Here is a 24,406-nt window from a genome sequence, read left to right on the forward strand (position 1 = left end):
GGACCGCACACGTGACAGACTTAACGCCCGACCTGCCCAGCCGCGACGATCCTACGCGCAAGGGCATCATCGCTTGGTTCGCCCGCAATACTGTGGCCGCCAATCTGTTGATGATTTTTATCATTCTTGGTGGATTGATCTCAGCCTTCAGTATTCGCCAGCAAATGTTTCCAGAAATCGAAATCGACTGGTTGCAGGTGCAAATTTACTACCCGGGTGCTGCGCCCAAGGAAGTCGAAGAGGGGATTACCCTTAAAGTCGAGGAGGCATTTAAAGGCATCCAGGGCTTGGAGCGTGTGATCACCTATTCTCGTCGCAGTGCATCGCAGGCCTACATCAAGGTGGCCAAGGGTTACGATCCGCAGGAAGTGCTGGACGAAGTTAAGGGCGAGATCGACTCCATCTCAAGTTTTCCCGCGGGCATCGAGCGGCCGCGCGTTGAGCGCTTTAAATACAAGCAAGAGGTATTGTATTTATCGCTCTATGGCGACATGACGCCCACCCAGTTGAAGGATTTGGGCAAACGCATTCACGAAGAAATTCAGGCGCTGCCAACCGTCAGTATCAGCGAATACTATTCCGGGCTGGGGTATGAAATCGGCATTGAGGTCAGCAAGGACAAATTGCGTGAGTACAATTTGTCGTTCCAGGATATCGCCCAGGCCATTCGCAGTGAATCGAGCAATATGTCGGCGGGCCAAATTAAAGCTGCAGACGGTTATATTTCTCTGCGCGTCGAAAACCAAGCCTATCGCGGTTATCAGTACGAGCAAATCCCACTGATCAATTTGCACGACGGCACGGTAGTTAAATTAGGCGATGTGGCCACCGTTCATGATGGTTTTGAAGACGGCATTCAATACTCCAAATTTAACGGCAAGAATTCCGTGGCATTTTTTATCGGTGCCACGCGCGATCAAAGCATCACCAATGTTGCCAAAGTGGTTAAAGACTATGTGGCAGATAAGGAAAAGCAACTGCCCGACGGTGTGCACCTTGAGACGTGGGTCGATTTTACCTACTACTTGCAGGGTCGCTTGGACATGATGTTGACCAATATGTACATGGGCGCCGCATTGGTGTTCTTTATGTTGGCGCTGTTTTTGCGGGTGAGACTGGCCTTTTGGGTCATGGTTGGACTGCCTGTGAGCTTCCTCGGTACGCTGATGTTTATGCCCATGGACTGGGTGGGTATCACCATTAACGTCGCGAGTTTGTTTGGGTTTATCCTGGTACTCGGTGTCGTGGTGGATGACGCCATTGTGATTGGTGAGAGCGCCTACCAAGAAATTGAGGATAAAGGGCAAAGTGTCGAGAATGTAATTCGCGGTGCCCAGCGGGTGGCGATGCCGGCGACTTTCGGTGTATTGACTACAGTGGCCGCGTTCATGCCTATGCTTATGGCCGATGGCCCTGCCAAGGGCTTTTCCATCGCCATCGGCGGCGTGGTGATTTTGTGTTTGTTATTTTCGCTGGTGGAATCCAAGCTCATCTTACCGGCGCACTTGGCGCACATGAAATATCGACCGCACAATCCAAAAAATCCCTTTCACTGGGCGCGCAGTCACATTGACAGTGGTTTAAAGCGTTTCGTAAGTGAAATTTATCGACCGAAACTAGAAGTGTTGTTGCGCTACCGCTATGCGGTGCTGGCAACTTTCTTTGGAATTTTGATGGTTAGCATCGGCTTATTTAATAGCGGTTTGATTCGCTTTATTGGCACACCGAAAGTGCCCAGCGACTTCCCCGATGTAAGGATTGAAATGCAAGTGACGGCCTCGGAGCAGGCCACGCTCGACACGGCACTCGCCGTGGAAAAAATGATAAAAGATGTGGATGCGCAAATTCTTGCTGAGTACGGCCAGAGCATGATTAAAAGCATGCACGTGGATCTGCAGTCGCGCACCCGTGCACGTATCATGACCATGTTGGTTGACCCAGAGCTTCGGCCCATCGATACCTTTGAATTGGCGGCCAAGTGGCGCGAAGCACTGCCGGCGCTACCCGGTGTGAAGTCGCTCAATATTCAAGACAATTTAATGGGTAATGATCGCGACGATGGCGATATTAGCTTTCGTTTAGAGGGCGCCAATCAGGACGAGCTGGAAGCGGCCATTATGGACCTGCGCGATAAGCTGAGTACCTTGGTGGGCGTCGGCGATATCAACGACAGTCGTCGCCAGCAAACGCAAGAAGTACAGCTTGAATTAAAGCCACTTGCCTATTCCATGGGCCTGACGCTCGCGGATGTGGCGCGCCAAGTGGGCTACAGCTTTTACGGCATTGAAGCGCAGCGTATTTTGCGCAACGGTGAAGAAATTCGCGTGATGGTGCGCTACCCCGAAGACCAGCGCAATGCCATCGGTTTGGTGGAGGAAACATTAATTCGCACACCCAATGGCGCCGATGTGCCGCTGTCGGAAGTGGCAGACTTTACCATCGTCAATGCACCGGCTGAAATTCGTCACGAAAATGGCAAGCGCTCCATAAATATTTGGGCGGCAGTGGATGCCACCCAGGCCGAGCCGCAAAAAATTGCCGGTGATATTCGCGATAACTTCTTGCCGGCGATGCTGAAAAACTACCCGAGTGTGTCGAGTTCTGTGTCTGGACGCGTGCAGGAGGAAATGGAAGATCAAGCCAAGCAGTTGCGCAATTTCATCCTCTCCATGGTAGTGGTGTTTGCGCTGCTGGCGATCCCGCTGCGGTCTTACACCCAACCCTTGATGATCATGTCAGTGATTCCCTTCGGTCTCATTGGCGCCATGATTGGCCACATCATCATGGGCTTGGATATGAGCGTCATGTCGGTATTTGGCTTGATCGCGGTGGCCGGTGTGGTGGTGAACGATTCGCTGGTGATGGTGGACTATGTCAATAATGCCCGGCGCGAGGGCATTCCCATCACGCAGGCGGTACTAGATGCGGGTTGCAGGCGTTTCCGGGCGATTATCCTGACCTCGCTCACCACCTTTATCGGCGTCTTCCCAATCCTGTTGGAAACCAGTATGCAGGCGAAAATTGTGATTCCAATGGCGGTGTCGCTGGCCTTTGGCGTCCTGTTCGCCACCTTGATTACGCTCGTGATGATTCCCTGTCTGTATGTGGCCGGCGGTGACATTCGCAAGAAATTGGGCGGGTTTTGGGGCTCGGTGAGGGTGCGGTCAACACAACTGGGGCGCGGAAGTGCTGAGGGCTAGTTGCTGGAGCGATCTTTACGGGTCGCTCTTTCCTAGGCCGATTGGCTTAATTTCACTTAATCTATTCTTAAATTAAGGCTTAACTTCCAGTTAATTCGCTCGGATTTGTAAGCCTTTGTCCTCACGGCGCGTCGGCATGCTCTGCTACAATGCAGCGCTTTGCCGAGCTGCGCCCTTACAATGACACCATTTTCAGCCCAGATATCCCGACTTCGACGCCTTGCGTTGGGGCTGTGTGTGGGCGCTTGTCTGAGTGTACATGCGACGCAAGCCCCCGTTGATCTCGACCAAGCCCAGCAATTGCTATCTTCCCAGCCGGCGCGGGTAATTGAGATGTTGGCGCCGGCTGCCGCTCGTAGCGCGGAGTCCGACGAGCAACACTTGGCGCTACTGGCATTGCTCACGCGCGCCTACGTAATGCAATCTAGCCTACCAGAAGCCGGGGCCACGGCCAGCGCGCTGCTCACGGCGGCGCGACGCCAGGGCAATTTGCGTTATCAGGGTGTTGCCCTGCGCGAACAAGGCGCTATTGCGGCTGTGCAAACTCGCTACCAAGACGCGTTGGATTTGTACCAGCAAGCCATGGCCACATTCGACAAGGATATCCATCGCCGTGAACGGGGCTTAACCTTAAACGCCACCGCTCATGCCCAGCGGGCGCTGCATGAATATGGCCCCGCGTTAAGCAACGCTCGCAAAGCCCTGGCGCTGTTTCGGGAAGTGGGCGCTACCGGCGAGATGGCCGAAGCATTTAACGCCATGGGCGTAATACTTGAGCGCATGGGCGATTTAGAAGAATCGCTCGCGGCTCATTTGCAGGCCTTGGAAATACGCCGTGCGTTAAATCTCCGCTCGGGCGTGGCGGATTCGCTGTACAACATTGGCGAGATCTATCGCGAACTGCAAGATTTCGCCACTGCAGAGGGCTATTTATCGGAAAGCATTGAGCTGGATCGTTCGCTCCATAATCGCGGTAACGAAGCTTACGGTTTGTATAAGCTCGCCGACATTCAATGCGCTCTCGATAAATTTGATTTGGCCCGTCAAAACGGCGTACAGGCACTCGCGTTGTTTCAGGAGTTGGGGGCGGCTGAAAATGTGGCCCACGTATTGACCAATTTAGCAAAATTGGAATACCGCGCTGACGACTTGGATGCCGCACTTACTTATATTAAGCAGGCTCGGTCAGAGATGCCGCTGAGTGCTGCGCCTGAAATACAGGGCAAGCTGAACCTCTATTACGCACGCATTCTATTGCGCCGCAATGCGCTGGAGCAGGCGGCAGAAGTGGTGTCAGAGAATTTGTCGATGCCTGAATTGCTAGATGCTGATTCTCTGCTCACCTTTTATCGCGTGCGCGCTGAAATCTATGAAGCTCAGGGGGATATGGCAGCGGCGTTAGCAACGCTGAAAGAACATAATCGGTTGCGCGCCCAACGGATGACTGAAATTCGCAACGAGTCGCTCGCCAAGGTGCGCGCCAGTGTTGAGTTTTTGCAGCGCGAGCAGCAATTGCAATTGCTATCGCGAGACAAAACATTAGCGGTTGAAAAATCTGCGCGTCGCACACTCGAGCGCAACGTCATGCTCGCGAGCTTAGTGTTGATCCTGTGTTTGGGGATGGTATTGCTGGGACGCTTTCAATTGCGGCGCGCCAATCTCAACTTAAAAAATCGATTGGCCGAGCAACAAGATCAATTGCGCGTTAAAGAGTTGGCGTTGCTGGCCGCACAGGATCAGCTTGGGCGAACGCGCGATACCGATACCCTAACGGGCCTATCTAACCGGCCATTTTTGATCGCGAATATTGAGCAAGATTGCGCGAAAAGCATGCGCGACTATCTCAATTGGCTACAGCAGAAGGCGCCGCTGCCGGTGCAGTCTGATTTAGTATTTTTTCTCGTAGATATTGATCACTTTAAGGCTGTCAACGACCGGCTTGGTCAGCAGGCGGGTGACCAGGTATTGGCACAGATGCGTGCATTGTTGACGCAGGTGTTTCGCGAAACCGATTACTTGGTGCGCTGGGGCGGCGAAGAATTTTTAATTGTCTCTCGCTTTAGTCAACGCGAAAACGCGGCACTGTTAGCCGAGCGTTTACGGGCGCTGGTGCAAAGTACGCCTTTCGAACAAGCCGAAGGCGAAGGCCTAATGCTTACGGTGTCTGTAGGCTTTGCCTGTTTTCCGTTTTATACGGATCGCCCAGGGCACTACAACTGGACTCAGGTGGTCGATATTGCCGACCTGTGTTTATACGCCGCAAAACGCAGTGGTCGCAACCAATGGGTGGGCATGACTGGGGTAGAAGGGCTGGAGCACGTAGATACCTTTCAACGGCTTTTCAGTGAGCCAGCACAGGTCATTCGCGAGGGCTGGGTAAATCTTTACACATCGCAAGACGGTCCTGAACAGCTTGTGTGGCAATATCACGAGCTTGGCTTTAAGCCCAATTAAAAAGCCGGCCCAAGGGCCGACTTTTTTGATCTTTATAAATACCGTTTATTAACCGGCGACCAAGCGCAGTATCTGCCCGCAGAACCACGCCGCATAGGTGCCGACAGCGTAGCCCAGCACCGCTAGCAGTACGCCCACGGGCGCCAGCGACGGGTGAAAGGCTGCGGCGACCACTGGGGCAGATGCCGCACCGCCCACATTGGCTTGCGATCCCACTGCCATATAAAACACCGGTGCCTTTAAGATACGACACATGATTAACATCATAGCCGCGTGCACGGACATCCAAATACCGCCCAGTAAAAAGTAACCCGGGCTTTCAAAGATGGCCTTGATGTCCATGTGGGTGCCAATGGTTGCCACCAGCACGTAGATGAACACCGATCCTACTTTGGACGCACCCGCACCCTCTAAGTGTTTGGCGCGCGTAAATGACAACAGCATGCCCAAGGTGGTGGCGATCACAATCAACCAGAAAAAGGTGCTGGTCAAACTGAAGCGCGCGGTACCTGGGTAATGGGTGCTAAACCACGGTGCAATAATGTCAGCACCGAAGTGGGCGACACCGGTGATCACAAAGCCAACAGCACAGATCAGCATGAGATCCGGCAGTGATGGGATGCGGGAAATTTCCGCTTGACGCTTCTCAACCCGTGCACGCAATTCGCCGATGGCTGAATTGTCGGCGCCAATGGACTTATCGATTTTGTCGCTGCGGCCGGCCATGATCAGCAAGACCGCCATCCACACATTGGCCACGATGACATCCACGGCCACCATGGCGGAGAAGATGTGATCTGAGGCTCCAAAGATTTCTTTCATGGCAGTTTGGTTGGCGCTGCCGCCAATCCAAGAGCCGGCAATGGTGGTCATGCCGCGCCAAACCTGATCGAGATCTGCGCCCAAGACATCGGGCATCGCCCACGACATAAACAGTAGGGCAACAGGGCCGCCAATGACGATACCCAAGGTGCCCGTAAAGAACAAAATCAGGGCCTTGGGGCCTAAATTGATAATGCCTTTGAAGTCGATACTGATGGTTAGCAATACAAGACTGGCCGGCAACAGGTAGCGCGATGCCACATAGTACAGCTGTGATTGCTTATCGATGATGCCAAAGGTGGTCAACAACGACGGCAGGAAATAACACAACAGCAAAGCCGGTATGTAGCGATAAAAGGCTCTCGCCCACGGGTGGTTGCTCTGCGAGGAGTAGAAGACGCCTCCGAGAATTGCGGCCAACAGGCCCAGCTCCACGGCATCATTGGTAATAGGCAACATAAGCGCTCTTTATTGTTAGTGGTTAGCGGTTGGATATCACTGCAAAGGGCAGTGCTTAGCAGTGTAAAGGACGAATACAGGCGCAGTAATCCCAAAAGAAAAGCCCCCTTGATTGGGGGCAAGCGGTAGTGCGGTAGGTCATGCCGCCACAGGGTGCTTGGTGCGGCGGCACAAATCCAGTGTGCCGACCCCGGATGACAGCGGTGTGACAGCTAGCGCATGTCTGCTCTGGCCTGCATTTCGCGCACGTCGCGCACGCGCTCCTGCAGGATGGCCTTGAGGTGGTAGTTGTCCTCTGCCAATTTGAGTGCATTGCGCAGTTGCACCATGGCGGCGTCGTAAATACCGTTGAGAATAAAGTATTCAGCGCGCGCCTCGTGCACGCCCAGAATATTGCCCGCTAGACCATGGACTTCTGCCAATTGGTACCATACAAAGGGATCAGCCTTGCGCCGGCGGGAGTGGCGCACAAGAATCTGCTCGCTTTGCAGGTAGAAACCGGCCTTCATAAGGGTATCTGCATAGGCCATGTTGATGGGGTGGCTCGCAGGTTCTTGTTGCAATAGCTGCTGGTACAGTGCGATGGCGCGGTCATACTGTCGCTGAGCGGTGTAAATCTCTGCCAGCGCCAGTTGATAGGCCAGCTGATTGGGTTGTTTCTCAAGCAAGGGCTGAAGGGCTTCCAGCGCGCGGTCGGCCTGTCCTGTTTTGACGTAAGCCAGCGCCAGCCCGTAGCGACTGGCATCTTTGTTCAGGCTGTCGCCCTCGATTTCACTGGTAAAGCGCTTAACTGCGGATTGGGGGCTTTCCTCTTGCATCAGCAGCACGCGCGTGCGCATCAGGTGAAATGTGAGGTTGTCGCCCGGCTGCTGTCGCGGATGGCGCGAGGCGCGGTTCATCGAATCGGCGATACGGGATTCAGTCACTGGATGCGTGAGCAAGAATTCCGGCGGTCGGCGCGAGTAGCGAGTGCCACGCTGCATTGCTTCAAACATTTCTGGCACGGCATAGGGATCAAGTCCCGCGGCGACCATGGTGTCCATGCCCACTCGGTCCGCTTCCTGTTCATTTTGCCGAGAGAATCGCAGCTGGTTGTCGAGCGCGGCGGCCTGGGTCGCGGCCATTGCGGCCATGCCGGCGTCACCACCGACGGTGGCCAGCAGCACGAGGCTGGCCAGCATGGCGGCAGTGGTGGGGATGCTGGCATTTTTTTGTGCTTCGACGCCGCGCGCGAAATGGCGCTGCGAAAGGTGGCCCAATTCGTGTGCAAGTACCGAGGCCAGTTGGTTCTCTGTGCCGGCAGTGGTGAGTAGGCCCGTATGCACGCCAACCACGCCGCCGGGCACGGCAAAGGCATTCATGGTGGGATTTTTAACCAATAGCAGTTGTAAGCGTTTGTCCGGTAGTTGGCTGTACTCTGCCAGCCGGGCCAAGAGTCGCTCCAAATAGTCAATCATCAATGGGTCGTGAGAGGTAGGTACCTGCGCTCGAAACGCGCGGGCCCATGCTTCGCCCAATGCACGTTCCTGCTGGGGTGATACAATGCCGCTCGATGCATCGCCCAGCGCGGGAAGTTTTACGTCATTGTTCTGCGCAAGGGCAGTGGTTTGGAGGCTAAGGCTCAACACCAGCCCTGTGAATAGCATTAACGGGCGACATTGGCCAATCTTTGTGGGCACTACAGGCTCTCCTAATCGTAATCTGTGGCCACTGTATCCGGTTCAGGTGTTAGCCACCAGCGGCGGCGGGAATATGTGAGGTCGCCGAACGGGATCAGTACCGACAGTTTAGATGCGTTAATCGGTCAAGGGTTCAGCCTTTTTACATTTGTTTACTCAAGCAGACAGCAGTTTTAGATATGGACTCTCCTACAGACATAGCGCCCGATTTGGTGATTGATGCCACTGGGCTGGCCTGCCCCATGCCCCTGTTAAAGGCAAAGCAAGGCTTGAATTCGCTGGCCAGTGGCCAGATTTTAGAACTGCGAGCCACAGATGCTGGCGCTGAAAGAGATATCCCTGCATTTTGCGCCATCAGCGGTCATCGGCTATTGCAATCTGAAGCGCGCGATTCAGTATTTTCCTATTGGCTGCAAAAGCGCTAGGATTCGCACCCCAAACGAGCAAAATTGCCCTGGAATAGACCACCTATGTTAAATATTTTTCGCAGTTGGACGCAGCGTTACTTCTTTGATGAAGAGGCGGTGTTGTTGCTGTTGTTATTGGCGATAGGATTGCTGGTGGTAGTAACCATGGGCACGATTCTGGCGCCTATGATCGCCGCCTTGATTCTGGCGTTTTTGCTACAAGGATTGGTGGTGCGATTGACGCACATTGGGCTGCCGCAGGGGGCGTCGCTGTGGTTGGCGTTTTTGATGCTTGTGAGTTTTATTGCCTCGCTGGTGTTGATCGTTATGCCGATATTGTGGCGTCAGGTGGGCAATCTGGTTGAAGAACTGCCGCGTATGGTCAGTGTGGCCAAGGTCCAGCTAGCTCAACTACCCAGCAAATACCCCGATATCGTGTCTGAAGAACACATTCTGCAAATCACCAAACTGGCCAATATAGAGCTAGGTGAGGTGGGCCAAAGCCTGGTTACTTATTCAGTGGCCAGTGTGCCCATGCTCTTAGCGGCATTAATCTATTTGGTATTGGTACCCATATTGGTGTTTTTCTTCCTTAAAGATCACGGTGTTATTTTACAGTGGCTAGGCGGACTCTTGCCGCGGCGGCGCCCAATTATGCAACGCGTGTGGTTGGAGATGAATGAACAAATTGCTAACTACATTCGCGGTAAGGCACTGGAGATCTTGATTGTCGGTGTAGTGTCCTATGTCGCGTTCGCATTCCTTGGACTGCGTTATTCATTGCTGTTAGCCATTGCCGTGGGATTGTCGGTGCTCGTGCCATACATCGGCGCTGCAGTTGTGACCTTACCGGTGCTGTTAGTGGGATTGTGGCAGTGGGGAATTGGCTCTGAATTCTATTGGTTGTTGTTTATCTATACCGTGATCCAAGCGCTCGATGGCAATGTGCTAGTACCCGTGCTTTTTTCCGAAGCAGTGAATTTACACCCTGTGGCGATTATTTTAGCCGTATTGGTATTTGGCGGATTCTGGGGCTTTTGGGGCGTGTTTTTTGCCATTCCTCTTGCGACGTTAATCAAAGCGGTGCTCAATGCCTGGCCTACCAAAGGCGCGAATGATGCCATTGCTACCTCCGTTTGAATGCCTTGATTAAGGAATTGTTTTTGAACCGTTTAGCTGGGTTGCTTTGGCCCTTTGCCCTTGTAGCAACCGCGTTCTCAATCGGCGTCAGCGCGGTAACTGCGCCAACCGATGACAGCGCACTGCGCATTGTCAGCCCTGCGAAGAGCCCGAGTGATCCTCGAGCGTACCGCTATATCACCCTGCCTAATCAAATGCGTGTACTGTTGGTGTCGGATCCCAATACTGAGCAAGCGGCGGCGTCTATGCAGGTAGCGGTAGGCAGTGCTGCGGACCCTGAAGGGCGCGAAGGTTTGGCGCACTTTTTGGAACACATGCTTTTTTTGGGCACAGAGAAATACCCTGAGCCAGATAGCTATCAGCAATTTATCAGTAAAAGTGGCGGTAGCCACAATGCCTATACAAGCCTCGATCACACCAATTATTTTTTCACTATTCGGCCAGAGCATTTACCGCAGGCGATAGCGCGTTTCGCTGAGTTCTTTAAGGCGCCGTTGTTCAGTGCGGATTACGTGGCGCGTGAACGAGCGGCTGTTAACGCAGAATATTTGGCGAAAATCCAAGATGATGGTCGGCGCGCCAATGCGGTATTAACCCAGGTTAGCAACCCTGCGCATCCATCCGCTCGATTTTCGGTGGGCAATCTGGATACCTTGGCCGACCGTAAGGATGATTCCGTGCGCGATGCGTTGCTCGCGTTTTATGCGGAACACTATTCTGCCAACCGTATGGCTTTGGTGGTGTTGGGTCGCGAGTCGCTAGATGATTTGCAAACGCAGGTAGTCAATCATTATGGCGGCGTGCCAAATCACGATCGCGCACCTCAACAAAATGATGCGCCGCTATTTTTGCCCGATCAGCTGCCACGTGAAATCGTTTATCAACCTTTAAAGCAGCTGCGTGAGTTGCGCTTGATGTTTCCGGTGCCGGCCAGTGGGACATATTTTCGCGAAAAGCCCTTAACCCAGCTGGCCAACATGCTGGGCCATGAAGGTCGCAATAGCTTGCTGTCGGCATTAAAGCGTGAGGGTTTGGCGGAGGCGTTATGGGCAGGTGAGAGCGACATGGGCCCCTACGGCAGCACCTTTGTCATCTCAGTGTCACTGACTGAAAAAGGGCAGGCGCAGCGCGCACGCACACGCCAATGGATTTTTGCTGCCATTGAATTGATTCGCCAGCAAGGATTGGAGGCCTGGCGATTTGAAGAATTAAAACAGTTGGCAGAAATCAATTTTCGCTTTCAGGATGTGCGCAACCCCAGCAGTTTAGTGCAGGGGCTGGCAAGTGCGATGCATCGTTATCCGCCCCATGAAGTGTTGCGAGCCCCGTACCTTTACGATGAGTTTGATGCAGGGCTGCTGGCCATGTATCTAAAGTATTTGACCCCCGAAAATGCACTATCCCTAGTGTCTGCTGCTGACGGTCAATTTGATCAACGAGCTCCACTCTATGGCACACCGTATAAGGTGCTGACGCCAAAGCCCTTTAAGCCGCTACCTAAAAATCTGTTGACACAAATCAAGTTGCCGGCTCCAAATCCTTTTATCCCCTCGCGGTTGCAGGTGCGTGAAGTTGCCGATCAAGGGCAGTTTCCCGAGCTGATGATTAATGAGCCCGCACTGCGAATGTGGTTCAAGCAAGATGAGATATTCCGATTGCCGCGCAGTGTTATTCGCGTGCAATTGCGGTCACCGGCTGCCGCCAACGGTTTACAGGGCCGGGTGCAAGCAGACCTGTACGCCGCTATGGTGCTCGATGAACTCAATGAGTACAGCTACCCCGCATTTCTGGCAGGTTTGGGCTTTGATATTCGCGCCACTGCGCGAGGTTTCGATATTACCGTGGCTGGCTACAATGATCGCCAAGGCTTGTTACTGACAGAAATCTTGGAGGCGTTGATCAGCCCGCGATTAGAGCCCGCCCGTTTTGCCAATATTCGCGCGGAAATAATGCGCCGCACAGAAAATGGAGATCGACAGCCGCCTTACATACAGCTGATTCGTCAATTGGTGCCGACCATGTATCAACCTGCATGGACGGCCGAAGAGCTGGTAGAGGCCATGGCCAATACCGGGTTGGCGGATGTAAAGCGATTTAGCCGAAGCTTCGTGTATGGCAGTCAGGTCGATATGTTTGCCTATGGGAATTTACTGCCTGCCGAGGCGCGTCAGCTCGCCACTTTAGTGGGACAGCAGCTGGTTCGCGGAGCGCCCAAGCCCTTGCCGGGACAACTCAAATTACTGACCCCCACGTGGGGCGGCTACGAGCGCCAGGTGGATGTAAAACACGATGACCATGCACTGGTGATGTATCATCAAGCGCTTGATGATAGCGACGCCGCCCGCGCTCACTTGATGGTGTTAGCGCAAAGTATTCGCGCCCCATTCTTCAATAGTTTGCGAACGGAGCAGCAGTTGGGTTACGTGGTATTTGCAGGGCAAATGCCGGTCGCTGATTTTCCGGGACTGGTGCTGGTGGTGCAATCGCCCTCAGCCAGCGCGCCGCAATTGCGTGCGGCCTTTGAAGATTTTATCGATAACATGCCCAGTTGGCTTGCCGATGATTTGCCGGCTCAGCGCGCAGCGGTGATGGCCGAATTGGAGCAAAAGCCCCGAAATTTAGCGGAGCAGGCGAGCCGTTACTGGGATGATATTGCTGCTGCCGGGCCTGGTGGCAAGGTAGATTTTGTCCGGCGACAACGCCTACTCAAGGCCTTGTCCGATGTTAATGCGGTGACCTTGCGCACCTTTGCGTATCAGGTGTTTGATCCACAGCGTCGCTTATTGTTAGGTACTGAAACGACGGTAAAAGCGCCTGAACCCGTTGTGAGAATCAACGATGTGCATGCCTTTAAGGCACAGGGGCCGCACTATTTTGTGCCTTAGATGGCTTTAAATGTCGACCCGAAAGGGGCTAGTCGTATTCCAGTAGGTCCTTTCTGTAGAAATATTACAGATGAAACTAATTTCTTTGGGTGGGCATTTTGGCAATTATTTTAGGTATTTACGCCGCAAAACTCGCAAAAGTCCCTTTTACTCAGTATTATGGCCGCCAATTATCAAATGGTTGCTTAAAACAATGCATTTGATTCTGTAAAAAAACTACAAGAATGACATTAGATGGCGAGATTAGCGCTCAATTCTTTATTTTTGAGTGATCATTGCGCCACTTCTATACTCTTTCGATTGTTTATTTCACACGTTGACTACAACCGGCACGACCGGGTGAAAGGAGAGTTGAATGACAGAGGATATTGATGCCCTCGAAACGCGCGAGTGGCTCGATGCTCTACATGCGGTAATTCGCTACGGTGGCGATGGCCGAGCGGCCTATTTGCTCAAGCAGATGTTTGACCGGGCCACCATGGCCGGTGTGGAGTTGCCCGCTGCGATTACTACCCCCTACCGCAATACCATTCCCCCGAAAAAAGAAAAGCGCATGCCTGGCGACCTGTTTATGGAACGCCGTATTCGCTCTTTGATTCGCTGGAATGCATTGGCCATGGTGATGCGTGCCAATGACAATGATGAAGGGCTGGGTGGTCACATCTCCAGTTTTAGTTCGGCCGCCACACTATACGATGTGGGCTTTAACTACTTCTTCCGTGGTAATGATGGTGAAGAGCTAGGTGATTTGATCTACTACCAGGGCCACAGTGCGCCAGGTATGTACGCTCGCTCCTTCCTTGAGGGACGCTTGAGTGAAGATCAATTAGACAACTTCCGTCGCGAAGTGGATGGCGCAGGTCTGTCGTCCTACCCGCACCCTTGGCTGATGCCCGACTATTGGCAATTTCCCACTGTGTCCATGGGCCTGGGGCCACTTCAGGCAATTTATCAAGCACACGTGATGCGCTATATGTCGGCGCGCGGTTTGGCGCCGCGCGGTGATCGCAAAGTGTGGGCCTTTTTAGGTGATGGCGAGTGTGATGAGCCAGAATCTTTGGGTGCAATCGGTCTCGCCGGTCGCGAGGGCTTGGAAAATCTAATCTTCGTAATTAACTGTAATTTGCAGCGACTTGATGGCCCCGTGCGCGGTAACGGCAAAATCATGCAGGAATTAGAAGGTATCTTCCGCGGTGCCGGCTGGAACGTAATTAAAGTCGTTTGGGGTCGCCACTGGGATGCGCTGTTAGAAAAGGACACCACCGGCCTGCTGCAAAAACGCATGGACGAAGTGTGCGACGGTGAGTTGCAGAATTACAAAGCCAATGGCGGTGCCTACACGCGCAAGCATTTCTTCGGTAAATACCCAGAGTTGCTTGAGCTAGTGAAAGACATGAGCGATGACGAGATCATGAAGCTCAATCGCGGTGGCCACGATCCCTACAAAGTCTACGCGGCTTATGCAGAGGCGATGGAGTGTAAGGGGCAGCCCACAGTGATACTTGCACAAACCGTTAAAGGCTATGGTTTGGGTGCAGCCGGCGAGGCCGCTAATATCACTCACTCGGTGAAAAAGCTGGATATTGAGTCACTCAAAGGATTCCGCGATCGCTTTGGTATTCCGATTTCAGATGAAGATCTGAAAACTGTGCCCTACTACCGACCCGCACCAGACAGTCCGGAAATGCAGTATATGCACGCCCGCCGCAAATCGCTGGGTGGTTACTTGCCGGCTCGTCAGGCTGATTTTGAGGCGCTGGAAATTCCGCCGTTGGAAACGTTTAAAGCACAACTTAAAGGTACCGGTGAGCGCGAAATTTCTACCACCATGGCGTGGGTGCGCTTTATTTCTACCTTGGTAAAAGATAAAAACATCGGCGAGCGCGTTGTACCTATCGTGCCCGATGAAGCGCGCACCTTTGGTATGGAAGGTATGTTCCGTCAATTGGGCATTTACTCTTCTGGTGGCCAACACTATGTGCCACACGATCATGACCAGATCATGTACTACAAGGAAGATAAAAAGGGCCAAATTCTGGAAGAGGGCATCAATGAGGCGGGCGCAATGGCCGCTTGGTTGGCAGCAGCGACCGCTTATAGCAATAGCCACTGCCCAATGATTCCCTGCTACATCTACTACTCCATGTTCGGTTTCCAGCGCATAGGTGACTTGGCATGGGCAGCGGGTGATAGCCAGGCGCGCGGTTTCTTGATTGGCGCCACCGCAGGTCGAACCACCTTGAATGGTGAAGGTTTACAACATCAGGATGGACACAGCCACGTATTGGCGAACACCATACCCAACTGTAAAACCTATGATCCTACCTACAGTTATGAACTGGCTGTGATCATGCACGACGGCATGAAGCGCATGTTCCAAGACAAAGAAAACTGCTTCTATTACATCACCACCATGAATGAAAACTACGTGCACCCCGACATGCCCGTAGGTGCTGAAGAAGGCATCGTGAAAGGGATGTATCTGCTCAAAGAAGGCAAGAAGAGCAAGAAGGGAGGGCTGCGCGTACAGTTGATGGGCGCCGGTACTATCTTGCGTGAAGTGGAAGCAGCCGCTGAAATTTTGCGGGAAGATTTTGGTGTGGAATCTGATATTTGGAGCCTGACCTCGATCAATGAATTGACCCGCGATGGTCAGCGGATTTCGCGCTGGAATATGTTAAATCCTGAAGCGAAAAAATCGAAAAAAGCCTATGTGACGGAATGCTTGGAAAACCAAGAGGGGCCGGTCATTGCGGCCACTGATTACCTAAAAACATACGCCGAACAATTGCGTGCGTTTATTCCCGGTGATTATGTGGTCTTGGGTACCGAAGGTTTCGGTCGCTCTGATACGCGCGGTAAATTGCGTCGCTTCTTTGAAGTCGACCGTCACTTTGTCACCGTAGCGGCACTTAAGGCGCTGGCAGATCAAGGGGCTATTAAAGCCTCGGTGGTGAGCAAAGCCCTTAAGCAATTTGGCATTGATTCCGAAAAGCCCGATCCCATGAGCGTGTAAGCGCTCTGGATTGGGTGGATTGACAGGATTATTCAAGGAGTAGACCTTGGCTATTGAAACGATCGCGGTGCCGGATATTGGCGGTTCCGAAGATGTAGAAGTGATTGAGGTGTGTGTTGCAGTTGGCGATACCATCGAGTTGGAGCAATCCCTCGTGGTGTTGGAAACTGACAAAGCCTCGATGGAAGTGCCCGCAAGCGTTGCGGGCAAGATTACCAAGTTAATGGTGAGCGAAGGCGATAAGGTTTCGGAAGGTAGCGTTTTGGTAGAAGTTGAATCTGCAGCAGCGGCTACCCAAGCGCCAGCGCCGAAGTCACCAGAACCCACTGCAGAGCCAGTCCAAGCTGCGCCGAAGCCCAATGCGCAAACTGCTTCGGCGGGCGCGGAAAAGACCATTGAGGTGCCCGATATTGGGGGCGCTGAAGACGTGGATGTGATTGAAGTATGCGTGACGGTGGGTGATGAAGTGAGCGAAGGCGACTCACTGATCGTACTGGAAACCGACAAGGCCTCTATGGAAGTGCCTGCGCCTGCATCGGGCAAAATAGTGAGTTTGGCTATTAAAGAGGGTGGCAAAGTGTCACAGGGCTCTGTTATTGGCGTGATGCTCACGAATGACGGCGAGGCGGTTGAGGCACCTGTTGTCAGTGCTGCGGCAAGTGAAGAGGCTGCGCCAGCTGAAACAAGTGCGCCTGCTCAGCAAACCGCGCCCGCCGGCGATCAAAATTTGGTGGTGCCAGATATTGGCGGAGCCGAAGGTGTGGATGTGATTGAGGTGTGTGTCAGTGCTGGCGATAGCGTAAGCGAAGGCGATTCGCTGATCGTGTTGGAAACTGACAAGGCTTCAATGGAAATTCCATCGGCGTTCACCGGCACGATTAAAAGTTTGTCGGTCAAAGATGGCGATAAAGTATCCGCCGGCGATGTTATTGGCGTGATAGCGGCTGAGGGCGATGTTGCGCCCACACCTGCACCAGTCGCTGCGGCGTCCGCTCCCTCCACATCTGAGCGCGCAGTATCGCCCGGTGTGCAGAACCAAGATGTTGAGACTGCTGCAACTAAGGGCTTCGGAGACAGCGTTTACGCGGGACCCGCAGTGCGCAAGTTGGCGCGTCAGCTGGGCGTGGACATGGCCAAGATTAAAGGCAGTGGCCCGCGCAATCGCCTTACAAAAGACGATGTGCGTAGCTACGTGAAAACCATTATCAATGACGTGCAAACGGGCAAGATGTCCGCGGGCGCAGGCAGTGGCATTCCGCAAGTGCCAGCGGTTGATTTTGCCAAATTTGGCCCCGTAGAAATGGTCAAAATGAGCAAGATCAAAAAAATTACTGCGGTCAATATGCAGCGCAGTTGGTTAAATGTGCCGCACGTTACCCAGTGGGATGACGCGGATATCACCGATCTTGAGGCGTTCCGTAAGTCCATGAAAGCGGAAGGTGAAAAGCGCGGTATAAAGTTGACGCCTGTGCCTTTCTTGCTAAAAGCCTGTGCCGCAGCATTGCGTGCGGAGCCGAGCTTTAATGTCTCCATGCATCACGACGGTGAGCACATTGTGCAAAAGGACTATGTGCACATCGGCATGGCAGTCGATACCCCCAACGGTTTGATGGTGCCGGTTATCCGTGACGTGGACAAAAAAGGTTTGTGGGAGTTGGCGGAAGAAGCCACCGCGATGGCCAAAAAAGCGCGCGACGGAAAACTGATGCCTGCGGACATGCAGGGCGGATGCTTTACCATTTCTTCGCTTGGCGCCATGGGCGGCAACGGCTTTACACCGATCGTTAACACTCCAGAGGTGGGTATATTAGGCGTATCGCGCGCCCAGATGAAGCCCGTGTGGAATGGTAGCGAATTTGTACCGCGCAATATGTTGCCACTCGCACTGTCCTACGATCACCGAGCCATTAACGGCGCTGATGCAGGTAGGTTTTTTACCTTCCTTACCGGTGTGATAGGGGATATTCGCAAGCTGTTGTTGTAGATTGCATTTTAATAAAAAAGGGCGCCTCGGCGCCCTTTTTAGTAGGCGCTGTTTGTGCACTATTACCCCCAGATACAATTGCAAATCTAGAGCTGTTTCAGCCTGTGGATTTTGATAGTATCCAATCGCAAGTTAAACATAATTATTATTGGATTTGGGCTGGGCCCCTAAGTTGAGGCATTGGATGCGATTTCTAATCTTGGTGGTTTTATTAATACTGCCCACTCTTTTAAGCGCAAAAGAGCTACCCTTAGACTCCTTTATACAGCAGGGGGACTACCTAGATATGTCCTTGTCCCCCAATGGAAAATATATTGTCGCTCGTATGCGATATGACGACCGAGTCGCGGCTATTTTCGTTGAGCGTGAGACTGGAAAAATTATCGGTGGATTAAAACCGACCCTTGGCAGTGAGATTCATCGAATCATTTGGGTGAATAATGAGCAGGTTACCTACCAAATTGCCGAGCGGGTAAGCTATCTTGATGCCCCAATTCCCACTGGCGAAATATTTACGGCTAGCTATACCGGCCAAGGTGCGAAGCTGCTTGCGGGCTATCGTGCCGGAGACTTAACCACTGGGACCTTCATCAAAGGCCGGCAGTATGATAAGTCCACTTTTCGGATGCTACATTCTTTGCCAGATGATTCGAATCGAATTTTGGTGGTCGAATACCCTTGGACTCTCGAGGGCAATACTTGGTATGACACTAGGAAACGTTTTCCGATCGTCAGTAGGCTTGATGTTCGCAGCGGAAAGAAAACTCGATCGGAGACATTGCCCTTCAGAGATCCCCAGCTGCTTGTCGATGCGAATGGAGTCCTAACGTTTGCGATCTGGGAGGATGAGGCGGGAGACGAACAAGTGTCTTTTCGAGAGTCAGCCGAGTCAGATTGGGAGGTGCTCAAGGGAGACGGGATATCGATTGGATCTGGTTTTGTCGCGCTTAAAATCGACAACTTGGGTGAGAAGGCCTATTTCATGGGTGCATTTGGAGAGGCGGGTTATCGGACCATCTTTGAGCTGGACATTCAATCGAAAGTGCTCGCTCCAATGTTCACTGATCTCGATGCAGATATATCTGATTGGGAGTTTGATCCCGATACCGGACGGGTTGTCGCGGGGGTTTCATTTAAGAAAAAGGCCCGCTATCACTTTGCAAATACCGACAGCAGCTTCTTAAAAGCCTATAAGAGATTATCTCGTGCATTCAAGGGCCAAAATATTTCCGTGGTTAGCCGAACGCACGATAATTCGCATTATCTAATTCGTGTGACAAGTGATGTGAATCCCGGGGAGTATTACGCCTTCAATCGGACTAACAACAAGGCAGATTTTGTTTGGGCGAATTCGTCTTGGATTGATCCTCGAGAAATGCTGCCGATGCTTTCGGAAGCAATCGAGGTCTCTGATGGCGTAGAGGTGCCTGTACGCCTTACTCTACCCGAGCAATCAGAGAATGCCCCTGTGGTTTTAGTGGTTCATGGCGGCCCTCACGGTGTGTCTGATCACTGGGGGTTTGACCCAGAAGTGCAATTGCTTGCAAATAGAGGTTATGCAGTCATACAGGTCAATTTTCGGGGGAGTGATGGCTTTGGGGCTAATTTCGCTCGGGCAGGTTACGGTGAATGGGGCGGTAAAATTATTGATGATATCTACCAAGCAAGTGGCGAGATTATCAATAAGTACAAGCTAAATCGGAAAAGTGTCTGCTCATACGGAGCCAGCTTTGGTGGCTACGCATCATTAATGCTAGCTGCTCGCTATCCAGATTTTTTGAAATGTGCAGTGGGCTATGTTGGTATCTATGATCTGAATTTGATGTACACGTCGGGGGATATTCCTATTCGTTGGGGCGGCGTTTCCTATTTAGAAATGGTGTTGGGAAGGGATGCAAAACAATTGGCAGAATATAGCCCAATTAACTACGCCAAAGATATCAAAGCTCAGGTTATGTTAATTCATGGAGCAAAGGACAACCGCGCGCCGCTCGAGCATGCCGAAGCTATGAAAGAGGCGTTGGAAAATGTTGGTAATAAGCCAGAATGGCTGATATACGGTCGCAGTGGGCACGGGGTCAGAAACTTGGATGATAGAAGAGAGCTCTATACTGAAATGCTTAATTTTTTCCAGAAAAACTTGGTCGTATCTGAGAGCTAACGTTGATAGTGCTTGAGCTCCTTTAAGTGGCGAGGGCAGTTTCTTTCGGATAGTTTCAGACTCGAACCTTGGTCTGAATAATCGACCAGCAAAAAAGGGCGCCTCGGCGCCCTTTGTTTACTCGAATGGAAATTAAAAGGTGTAGGCAGCACCTACAGAAAACATGTCGATGTCTGCGTCGTCTATTTCCAAACGCTCATATTCAGCTCGCAGCTGAAATGAAAGCAATTGGAATTTGGCGCCGATACCATAGGCGGGATCGGAGCCGGAGCCAGAGGCTTTGAGTCCGTCAACGGTGATATCGCTATCCCAATTAATGACGCCAGCCTTGGCAAATACGCCGACTGGGCCGAGGTTAACGCCAGCCAATGCGGATCCCATAAACGCTGACGATGTTTGCGACACATCAATATTTGCGATTGTTCCCGCTTGGGTGCCGAAATCCACGTAGGAGCCTTCTACCGCTAGGTTCAAAAACGGGATAAGGCCGAAGTTATAGCCTGCGAAGCCCTTATAGCCGACGTCGTCATCGTCAAAATCACTACCATCGCCGCTATAACTGAGTTGAGAGGTGCCGATAGAGCCTCCAACATAAAAGCCGCTTTCATCGCCGGCCATGCTGGTGGCAGATCCCAGTAGCCCAGTAATTGCGAAAATGGATATCAGGAATTTTTTCATGGTGGTTACTCAGTGGTTGCAGAAATGAAAATCCTACGCTTGATTAGCGTATCTGTCGACGATAATCACTGACTTTGCGACACCGGTCGCGAATCACTGGTAAGGGGTATTTAAGTCTGCGCTTCGCATGTGTAGCGCGGGCAGAAAATTGCCATTAACCCTATAAAAAGTAGGGCTGCCAGAATAGTTGAGTTGGCAACTGATTAATTTGCTGTTGGCCCGTTAGTCTCGTTAACAGCTTTGCTAGCCGTGTGTGCAGCCTCTAATTTTTTGAGCAGCAAGGTAGCATTGCTTGCCGCTTTCGGCACCATAATGAATACATCCAGAGTTTTGATCGGGTACCTAAAAGGCACTGGCCTGTTGAGACTCTTGGCGGCTTCGATGACACCGGCACGGTAACCCACCATATAATCGATGTTGCGACGATACAGTGCATTGGTGGCTTGAACATGATCGGCAACTTCCATAAATGATATGCGTCTTACTGGCAATTTTAGATCGTCGATTAGGCCACCATAGGTATACCCCCGTATAACAGCCACTCTTTTGCTGTGTAATTCGTTGATGCCAGTGAAATTGTCCATGGGGTTGAGGCTATAGATATCTAGTGCAAAGGTGGTAATGGGGAGCGCTGATCGTAAGACGGCATCTCTATAGCTTTCGATATTGGGCAGCCCAATCCAAAGATCCACTGAGCCGTCTGCCACCATCCGAATTGCCCGTTTTGGTGGTAGAACCAGCACTTCAATCTGGTAGCCCGCTTGATGGCACAGAAATGTCGCTAGTTTTACGAGAGAACCCTGTGCTCGGCCGAACTCATCAATATAGCAATAGGGGGAGAACTCTATACAGCCGTAGCGGAGCGTTTTGGCTGTTGTATCAAATACATCGGATGCCGAAGATTGCGCCGATACCAATGAGGCGTGAGCTAGGCAAATTGCAATGCAGCTGATTTTTAACCAAAAGGGCAATATGTTGGTTCCGTTAATACAGGCACTGTGCCCGGCTATTGTTAAGATTTTGACCCTGTGAGCTAGTAAGGGTAGCAGGTCTGGTTTTGCAGTGTGCGTTGAATGGTACTGATTACTGCGTACGGGTAGTTGCATCCGTAAATTATGGCCCGTGGGTTGGGTGTCAGGCGGCGCGCTCACAGGGTGGTCAGGGAATGGTTGCTGGTTGCGAAAGATTCATCATTTAAGGTATAGATGGCATATAGTTGAACATTGGTGGGTTTCGCTGCGCCAAAAATCGCGATATTTGACTAAGTAATTCCGCATTTATTGAGAGTCTTAGGCCAAGGTAATTTGAGTTGAGCGCATTCGATAATGGCAAGGAGCGGCAGATGAATGAATTAAAAGGACTGTTGTCGGTGATGGTGGCGCGCTCAGCGTCGGATTTGTATGTGAATGTGGATGCTCGCCCGACCTTGAAAATTGATGGGCAATTTCACACGTTGGCCAGCCCACCGTTGGATCGCGAACAAACCCAGAATCTCATACTCTCGCTTCTGTCCGATGAGCAGCAAGCGCAGCTAACGCAAGATAAAGGCATTGATTTTGGGCTAGGATTCCCTGGTATTGGTCGGTTTAGGGTCAATGTCTATTTTCAAAAAGGCACCTTGGCCATGGTGGTGCGCTATATCAAGGACAGAATTCCCAGTATTCAAGAACTGGGTTTGCCGGATGTGGTGCACGATCTGGCTATGGCTGATAGAGGCTTGATGTTGGTTGTTGGGGCTACCGGTACCGGAAAGTCCACCACATTGGCCGCGATGATTGATTATCGTAACACCCACAGAGCGGGGCATATCCTCACCATTGAGGATCCCATTGAGTACACCCACTCGCACAAGCAATCGCTCATTAGCCAACGTGAAATCGGCATAGACACTCACAGTTACGCCGACGCGCTAAGATTCGGGTTGCGCGAAGCGCCCGACGTTATAATGATTGGTGAAATCCGCGATTCTGAAACCGCGCGACAGGCAATTCGTTACGCGGAAACAGGGCACCTGTGTGTGTCTACCATGCACGCAAATAACGCTTACCAAGCGCTCGATCGATTTTTGAATTTTTTCAATGTAGAAGAGCAAGTGCGCGTGCGACAGGATTTATCTCAATACCTTTTGGGGATTATGAGTCAGCGCGTTGCTCGTGGTATTCACGGTGAGCGAGTGACACCAATCGAAATGATGCTCAATACTCCCTACATTGCAGAGCTGATTGAAAAGGGTCGTCATGCGCAAATCAAAGAAGCCATGAGCGGTGACGAGAATGTCAATTGCCAAACCTTTGACGATTCCCTTTACCAATTAATTTCTGCGGGTCGCATCAGTCGTTCGGAAGGCATGCGCCTTGCCGAATCGCGCATTGATTTGGCATTGCGTTTTAAAATGGGCCGCGCAGACGTGGAGCAACGGTATCTGTCGCCCCAGAAACATTGGCTCTCGAAAGCGGCAAATTTCAACCATTATGCGCGGGTCTGTATCGATGTGCATCGTGGCAGCCAGACCCGCCGCCCCGATATGAGTGATATTTTAAAAGAGGCCATAGCGGTGGGGTTCAGAGAACGGGGATATACGCTGGTAACTGAGCAGCCCGATCTTGCCGTCACATTTGCCTTTGGCCTGTGCCACGAACATATTTTGGGAGCGCCGGAAGAGCTCGATCTAGATGCCGAGCATGCAGAGGCGGAGGAGGGCCGACTAATCATTCAAGCCAAGGACGTAACTACTGGAAAGGTCGTGTGGCATCTCATGGCTAAAAGGCCAGTAGGAGGTCGGCCCTCCAATCAGCAAGAGATTAATATTGAAGTCGCCAATTTAATGAGTTCATTGCCATTGAGCAGCCAGCTAGACAGCAAGCGAGCCTAGTGTCATTGCAGCACTTCGGTTTCAGGGAGACATAGGCCAACGGCCTGTAATTGTCTGCCTAAATGAGGATCTTTTGTTTGGCAAAAGCGCTGATACATCGCGAGTAGGTCCTCAGCGTTGAGTGTGCCCTCTCGATTACAGGCTCTGGCTACCAATTCCAAAAGCCTGGCAAAGGTTGCGGCCAGCTCCGAAAAAATGTGTCGATTATCGTTAGCGTGATCAGCGAGGTAGTCGTAGGCATTCGTTCCCATGCCGATTAGGTAATCTTTCCCGATGCCACGACGGCTAAAATTCTCCGGAAATAGTGCGCCTAAAAACAGTGCGAGATCACCCAGTTGGCGCAACAGCTGGCAGCGTTCCCAGTGTGCTTGGGTGTCGCGCGCATCCTGATAGAGAAGTGCCAGCGGTCGAATATTCAATCGGCCATCGTCATAACTGAACAGTTCTCGGCTATCGCCTAAGCGCGCCATCATGCTGCCCAGATACCAAAGCGTATCCGTTTGCGGTCGCTCCGGTATCTCGTCAACTAAATCGTGCAGCCGATCCCGAAAGTAATCCGCCAAGGTCATGTGAAAGGTAGCCTGTTGCAATTGCTGTCCTCCTACGACTGTTGCTATGGCTTCTAAAAGCAGCGTCTATTGATAACTAT

The 24,406-nt window shown here is 52.0% G+C and carries 14 protein-coding genes; 9 read left to right on the top strand and 5 right to left on the bottom strand.

The features are described from left to right. Positions 1 to 11: 11 nt before the first annotated feature. Together FHS30_RS04595 and FHS30_RS04600 are read left to right on the top strand one after the other, a co-directional pair. On the top strand, positions 12 to 3,200 hold the full coding sequence (locus tag FHS30_RS04595) for an efflux RND transporter permease subunit (RefSeq protein ID WP_183908762.1): 3,189 nt from the start codon (positions 12 to 14) through the stop codon (positions 3,198 to 3,200). 180 nt (positions 3,201 to 3,380) lie between these two features. Continuing rightward, positions 3,381 to 5,654, top strand: a complete 2,274-nt coding sequence (locus FHS30_RS04600) for a tetratricopeptide repeat-containing diguanylate cyclase (protein WP_183908764.1) — start codon at positions 3,381 to 3,383, stop codon at positions 5,652 to 5,654. Positions 5,655 to 5,702: 48 nt separating this feature from the next. On the opposite strand, the gene FHS30_RS04605 is transcribed toward FHS30_RS04600, so the two are convergent. Together FHS30_RS04605 and FHS30_RS04610 are read right to left on the bottom strand one after the other, a co-directional pair. Then, positions 5,703 to 6,935, bottom strand: coding sequence for a DUF819 family protein (locus tag FHS30_RS04605; RefSeq protein ID WP_183908767.1), 1,233 nt, complete (start codon positions 6,933 to 6,935; stop codon positions 5,703 to 5,705). A gap of 212 nt (positions 6,936 to 7,147) precedes the next feature. Next, on the bottom strand, positions 7,148 to 8,614 hold the full coding sequence (locus FHS30_RS04610; protein ID WP_343048915.1) for a M48 family metalloprotease: 1,467 nt from the start codon (positions 8,612 to 8,614) through the stop codon (positions 7,148 to 7,150). Positions 8,615 to 8,793: 179 nt separating this feature from the next. Here FHS30_RS04610 and FHS30_RS04615 point away from each other — a divergent pair, with 179 nt between their 5' ends. The 6 genes from FHS30_RS04615 to FHS30_RS04640 all read left to right on the top strand — a co-directional run bounded on the left by FHS30_RS04615 (position 8,794) and on the right by FHS30_RS04640 (position 20,207). Further along, on the top strand, positions 8,794 to 9,039 hold the full coding sequence (locus FHS30_RS04615) for a sulfurtransferase TusA family protein (RefSeq protein WP_183908769.1): 246 nt from the start codon (positions 8,794 to 8,796) through the stop codon (positions 9,037 to 9,039). A gap of 45 nt (positions 9,040 to 9,084) precedes the next feature. Continuing rightward, complete coding sequence (locus tag FHS30_RS04620) at positions 9,085 to 10,161, top strand: AI-2E family transporter (RefSeq protein ID WP_183908771.1); 1,077 nt, start codon at positions 9,085 to 9,087, stop codon at positions 10,159 to 10,161. Between the two features lie 23 nt (positions 10,162 to 10,184). Next, positions 10,185 to 13,046: an insulinase family protein gene (locus FHS30_RS04625; RefSeq protein ID WP_183908773.1), complete on the top strand. Its 2,862-nt coding sequence runs from the start codon at positions 10,185 to 10,187 to the stop codon at positions 13,044 to 13,046. Positions 13,047 to 13,401: 355 nt separating this feature from the next. Further along, entirely contained in the window at positions 13,402 to 16,062 is a 2,661-nt protein-coding gene (gene aceE / locus FHS30_RS04630) for a pyruvate dehydrogenase (acetyl-transferring), homodimeric type (protein ID WP_183908775.1), read from the top strand. 46 nt (positions 16,063 to 16,108) lie between these two features. Beyond that, complete coding sequence (gene aceF, locus FHS30_RS04635) at positions 16,109 to 18,046, top strand: pyruvate dehydrogenase complex dihydrolipoyllysine-residue acetyltransferase (protein ID WP_183908777.1); 1,938 nt, start codon at positions 16,109 to 16,111, stop codon at positions 18,044 to 18,046. A 286-nt stretch (positions 18,047 to 18,332) separates the two neighbouring features. Beyond that, positions 18,333 to 20,207: an alpha/beta hydrolase family protein gene (locus FHS30_RS04640; RefSeq protein ID WP_183908779.1), complete on the top strand. Its 1,875-nt coding sequence runs from the start codon at positions 18,333 to 18,335 to the stop codon at positions 20,205 to 20,207. Between the two features lie 132 nt (positions 20,208 to 20,339). On the opposite strand, the gene FHS30_RS04645 is transcribed toward FHS30_RS04640, so the two are convergent. Together FHS30_RS04645 and FHS30_RS04650 are read right to left on the bottom strand one after the other, a co-directional pair. Then, positions 20,340 to 20,885 (bottom strand): porin family protein, encoded by a 546-nt coding sequence (locus FHS30_RS04645; protein ID WP_183908781.1) that lies wholly within the window; start codon positions 20,883 to 20,885, stop codon positions 20,340 to 20,342. A gap of 203 nt (positions 20,886 to 21,088) precedes the next feature. Then, a complete protein-coding gene (locus FHS30_RS04650) occupies positions 21,089 to 21,856 on the bottom strand; it encodes a substrate-binding periplasmic protein (protein WP_183908783.1) in 768 nt (255 codons plus the stop codon). A gap of 371 nt (positions 21,857 to 22,227) precedes the next feature. Here FHS30_RS04650 and FHS30_RS04655 point away from each other — a divergent pair, with 371 nt between their 5' ends. Beyond that, complete coding sequence (locus tag FHS30_RS04655) at positions 22,228 to 23,757, top strand: PilT/PilU family type 4a pilus ATPase (RefSeq protein WP_183908785.1); 1,530 nt, start codon at positions 22,228 to 22,230, stop codon at positions 23,755 to 23,757. A gap of 2 nt (positions 23,758 to 23,759) precedes the next feature. Here the strand turns inward: FHS30_RS04655 and FHS30_RS04660 are convergent, their stop codons facing one another. After that, entirely contained in the window at positions 23,760 to 24,347 is a 588-nt protein-coding gene (locus FHS30_RS04660; RefSeq protein WP_221197133.1) for a hypothetical protein, read from the bottom strand. Positions 24,348 to 24,406 lie beyond the last annotated feature (59 nt).

This window comes from Simiduia aestuariiviva, assembly GCF_014192475.1.
In the GTDB taxonomy this organism is placed as follows: domain Bacteria; phylum Pseudomonadota; class Gammaproteobacteria; order Pseudomonadales; family Cellvibrionaceae; genus Simiduia; species Simiduia aestuariiviva.

Excerpts from the sequence above, each read along its gene's own strand:
- FHS30_RS04600 (WP_183908764.1), top strand. The coding sequence starts at position 3,381 with ATGACACCATTTTCAGCCCAGATATCCCGACTTCGACGCCTTGCGTTG.
- FHS30_RS04605 (WP_183908767.1), bottom strand. The coding sequence starts at position 6,935 with ATGTTGCCTATTACCAATGATGCCGTGGAGCTGGGCCTGTTGGCCGCA.
- FHS30_RS04615 (WP_183908769.1), top strand. The coding sequence starts at position 8,794 with ATGGACTCTCCTACAGACATAGCGCCCGATTTGGTGATTGATGCCACT.
- FHS30_RS04620 (WP_183908771.1), top strand. The coding sequence starts at position 9,085 with ATGTTAAATATTTTTCGCAGTTGGACGCAGCGTTACTTCTTTGATGAA.
- aceE (WP_183908775.1), top strand. The coding sequence starts at position 13,402 with ATGACAGAGGATATTGATGCCCTCGAAACGCGCGAGTGGCTCGATGCT.
- FHS30_RS04640 (WP_183908779.1), top strand. The coding sequence starts at position 18,333 with ATGTCCTTGTCCCCCAATGGAAAATATATTGTCGCTCGTATGCGATAT.
- FHS30_RS04645 (WP_183908781.1), bottom strand. The coding sequence starts at position 20,885 with ATGAAAAAATTCCTGATATCCATTTTCGCAATTACTGGGCTACTGGGA.
- FHS30_RS04655 (WP_183908785.1), top strand. The coding sequence starts at position 22,228 with ATGAATGAATTAAAAGGACTGTTGTCGGTGATGGTGGCGCGCTCAGCG.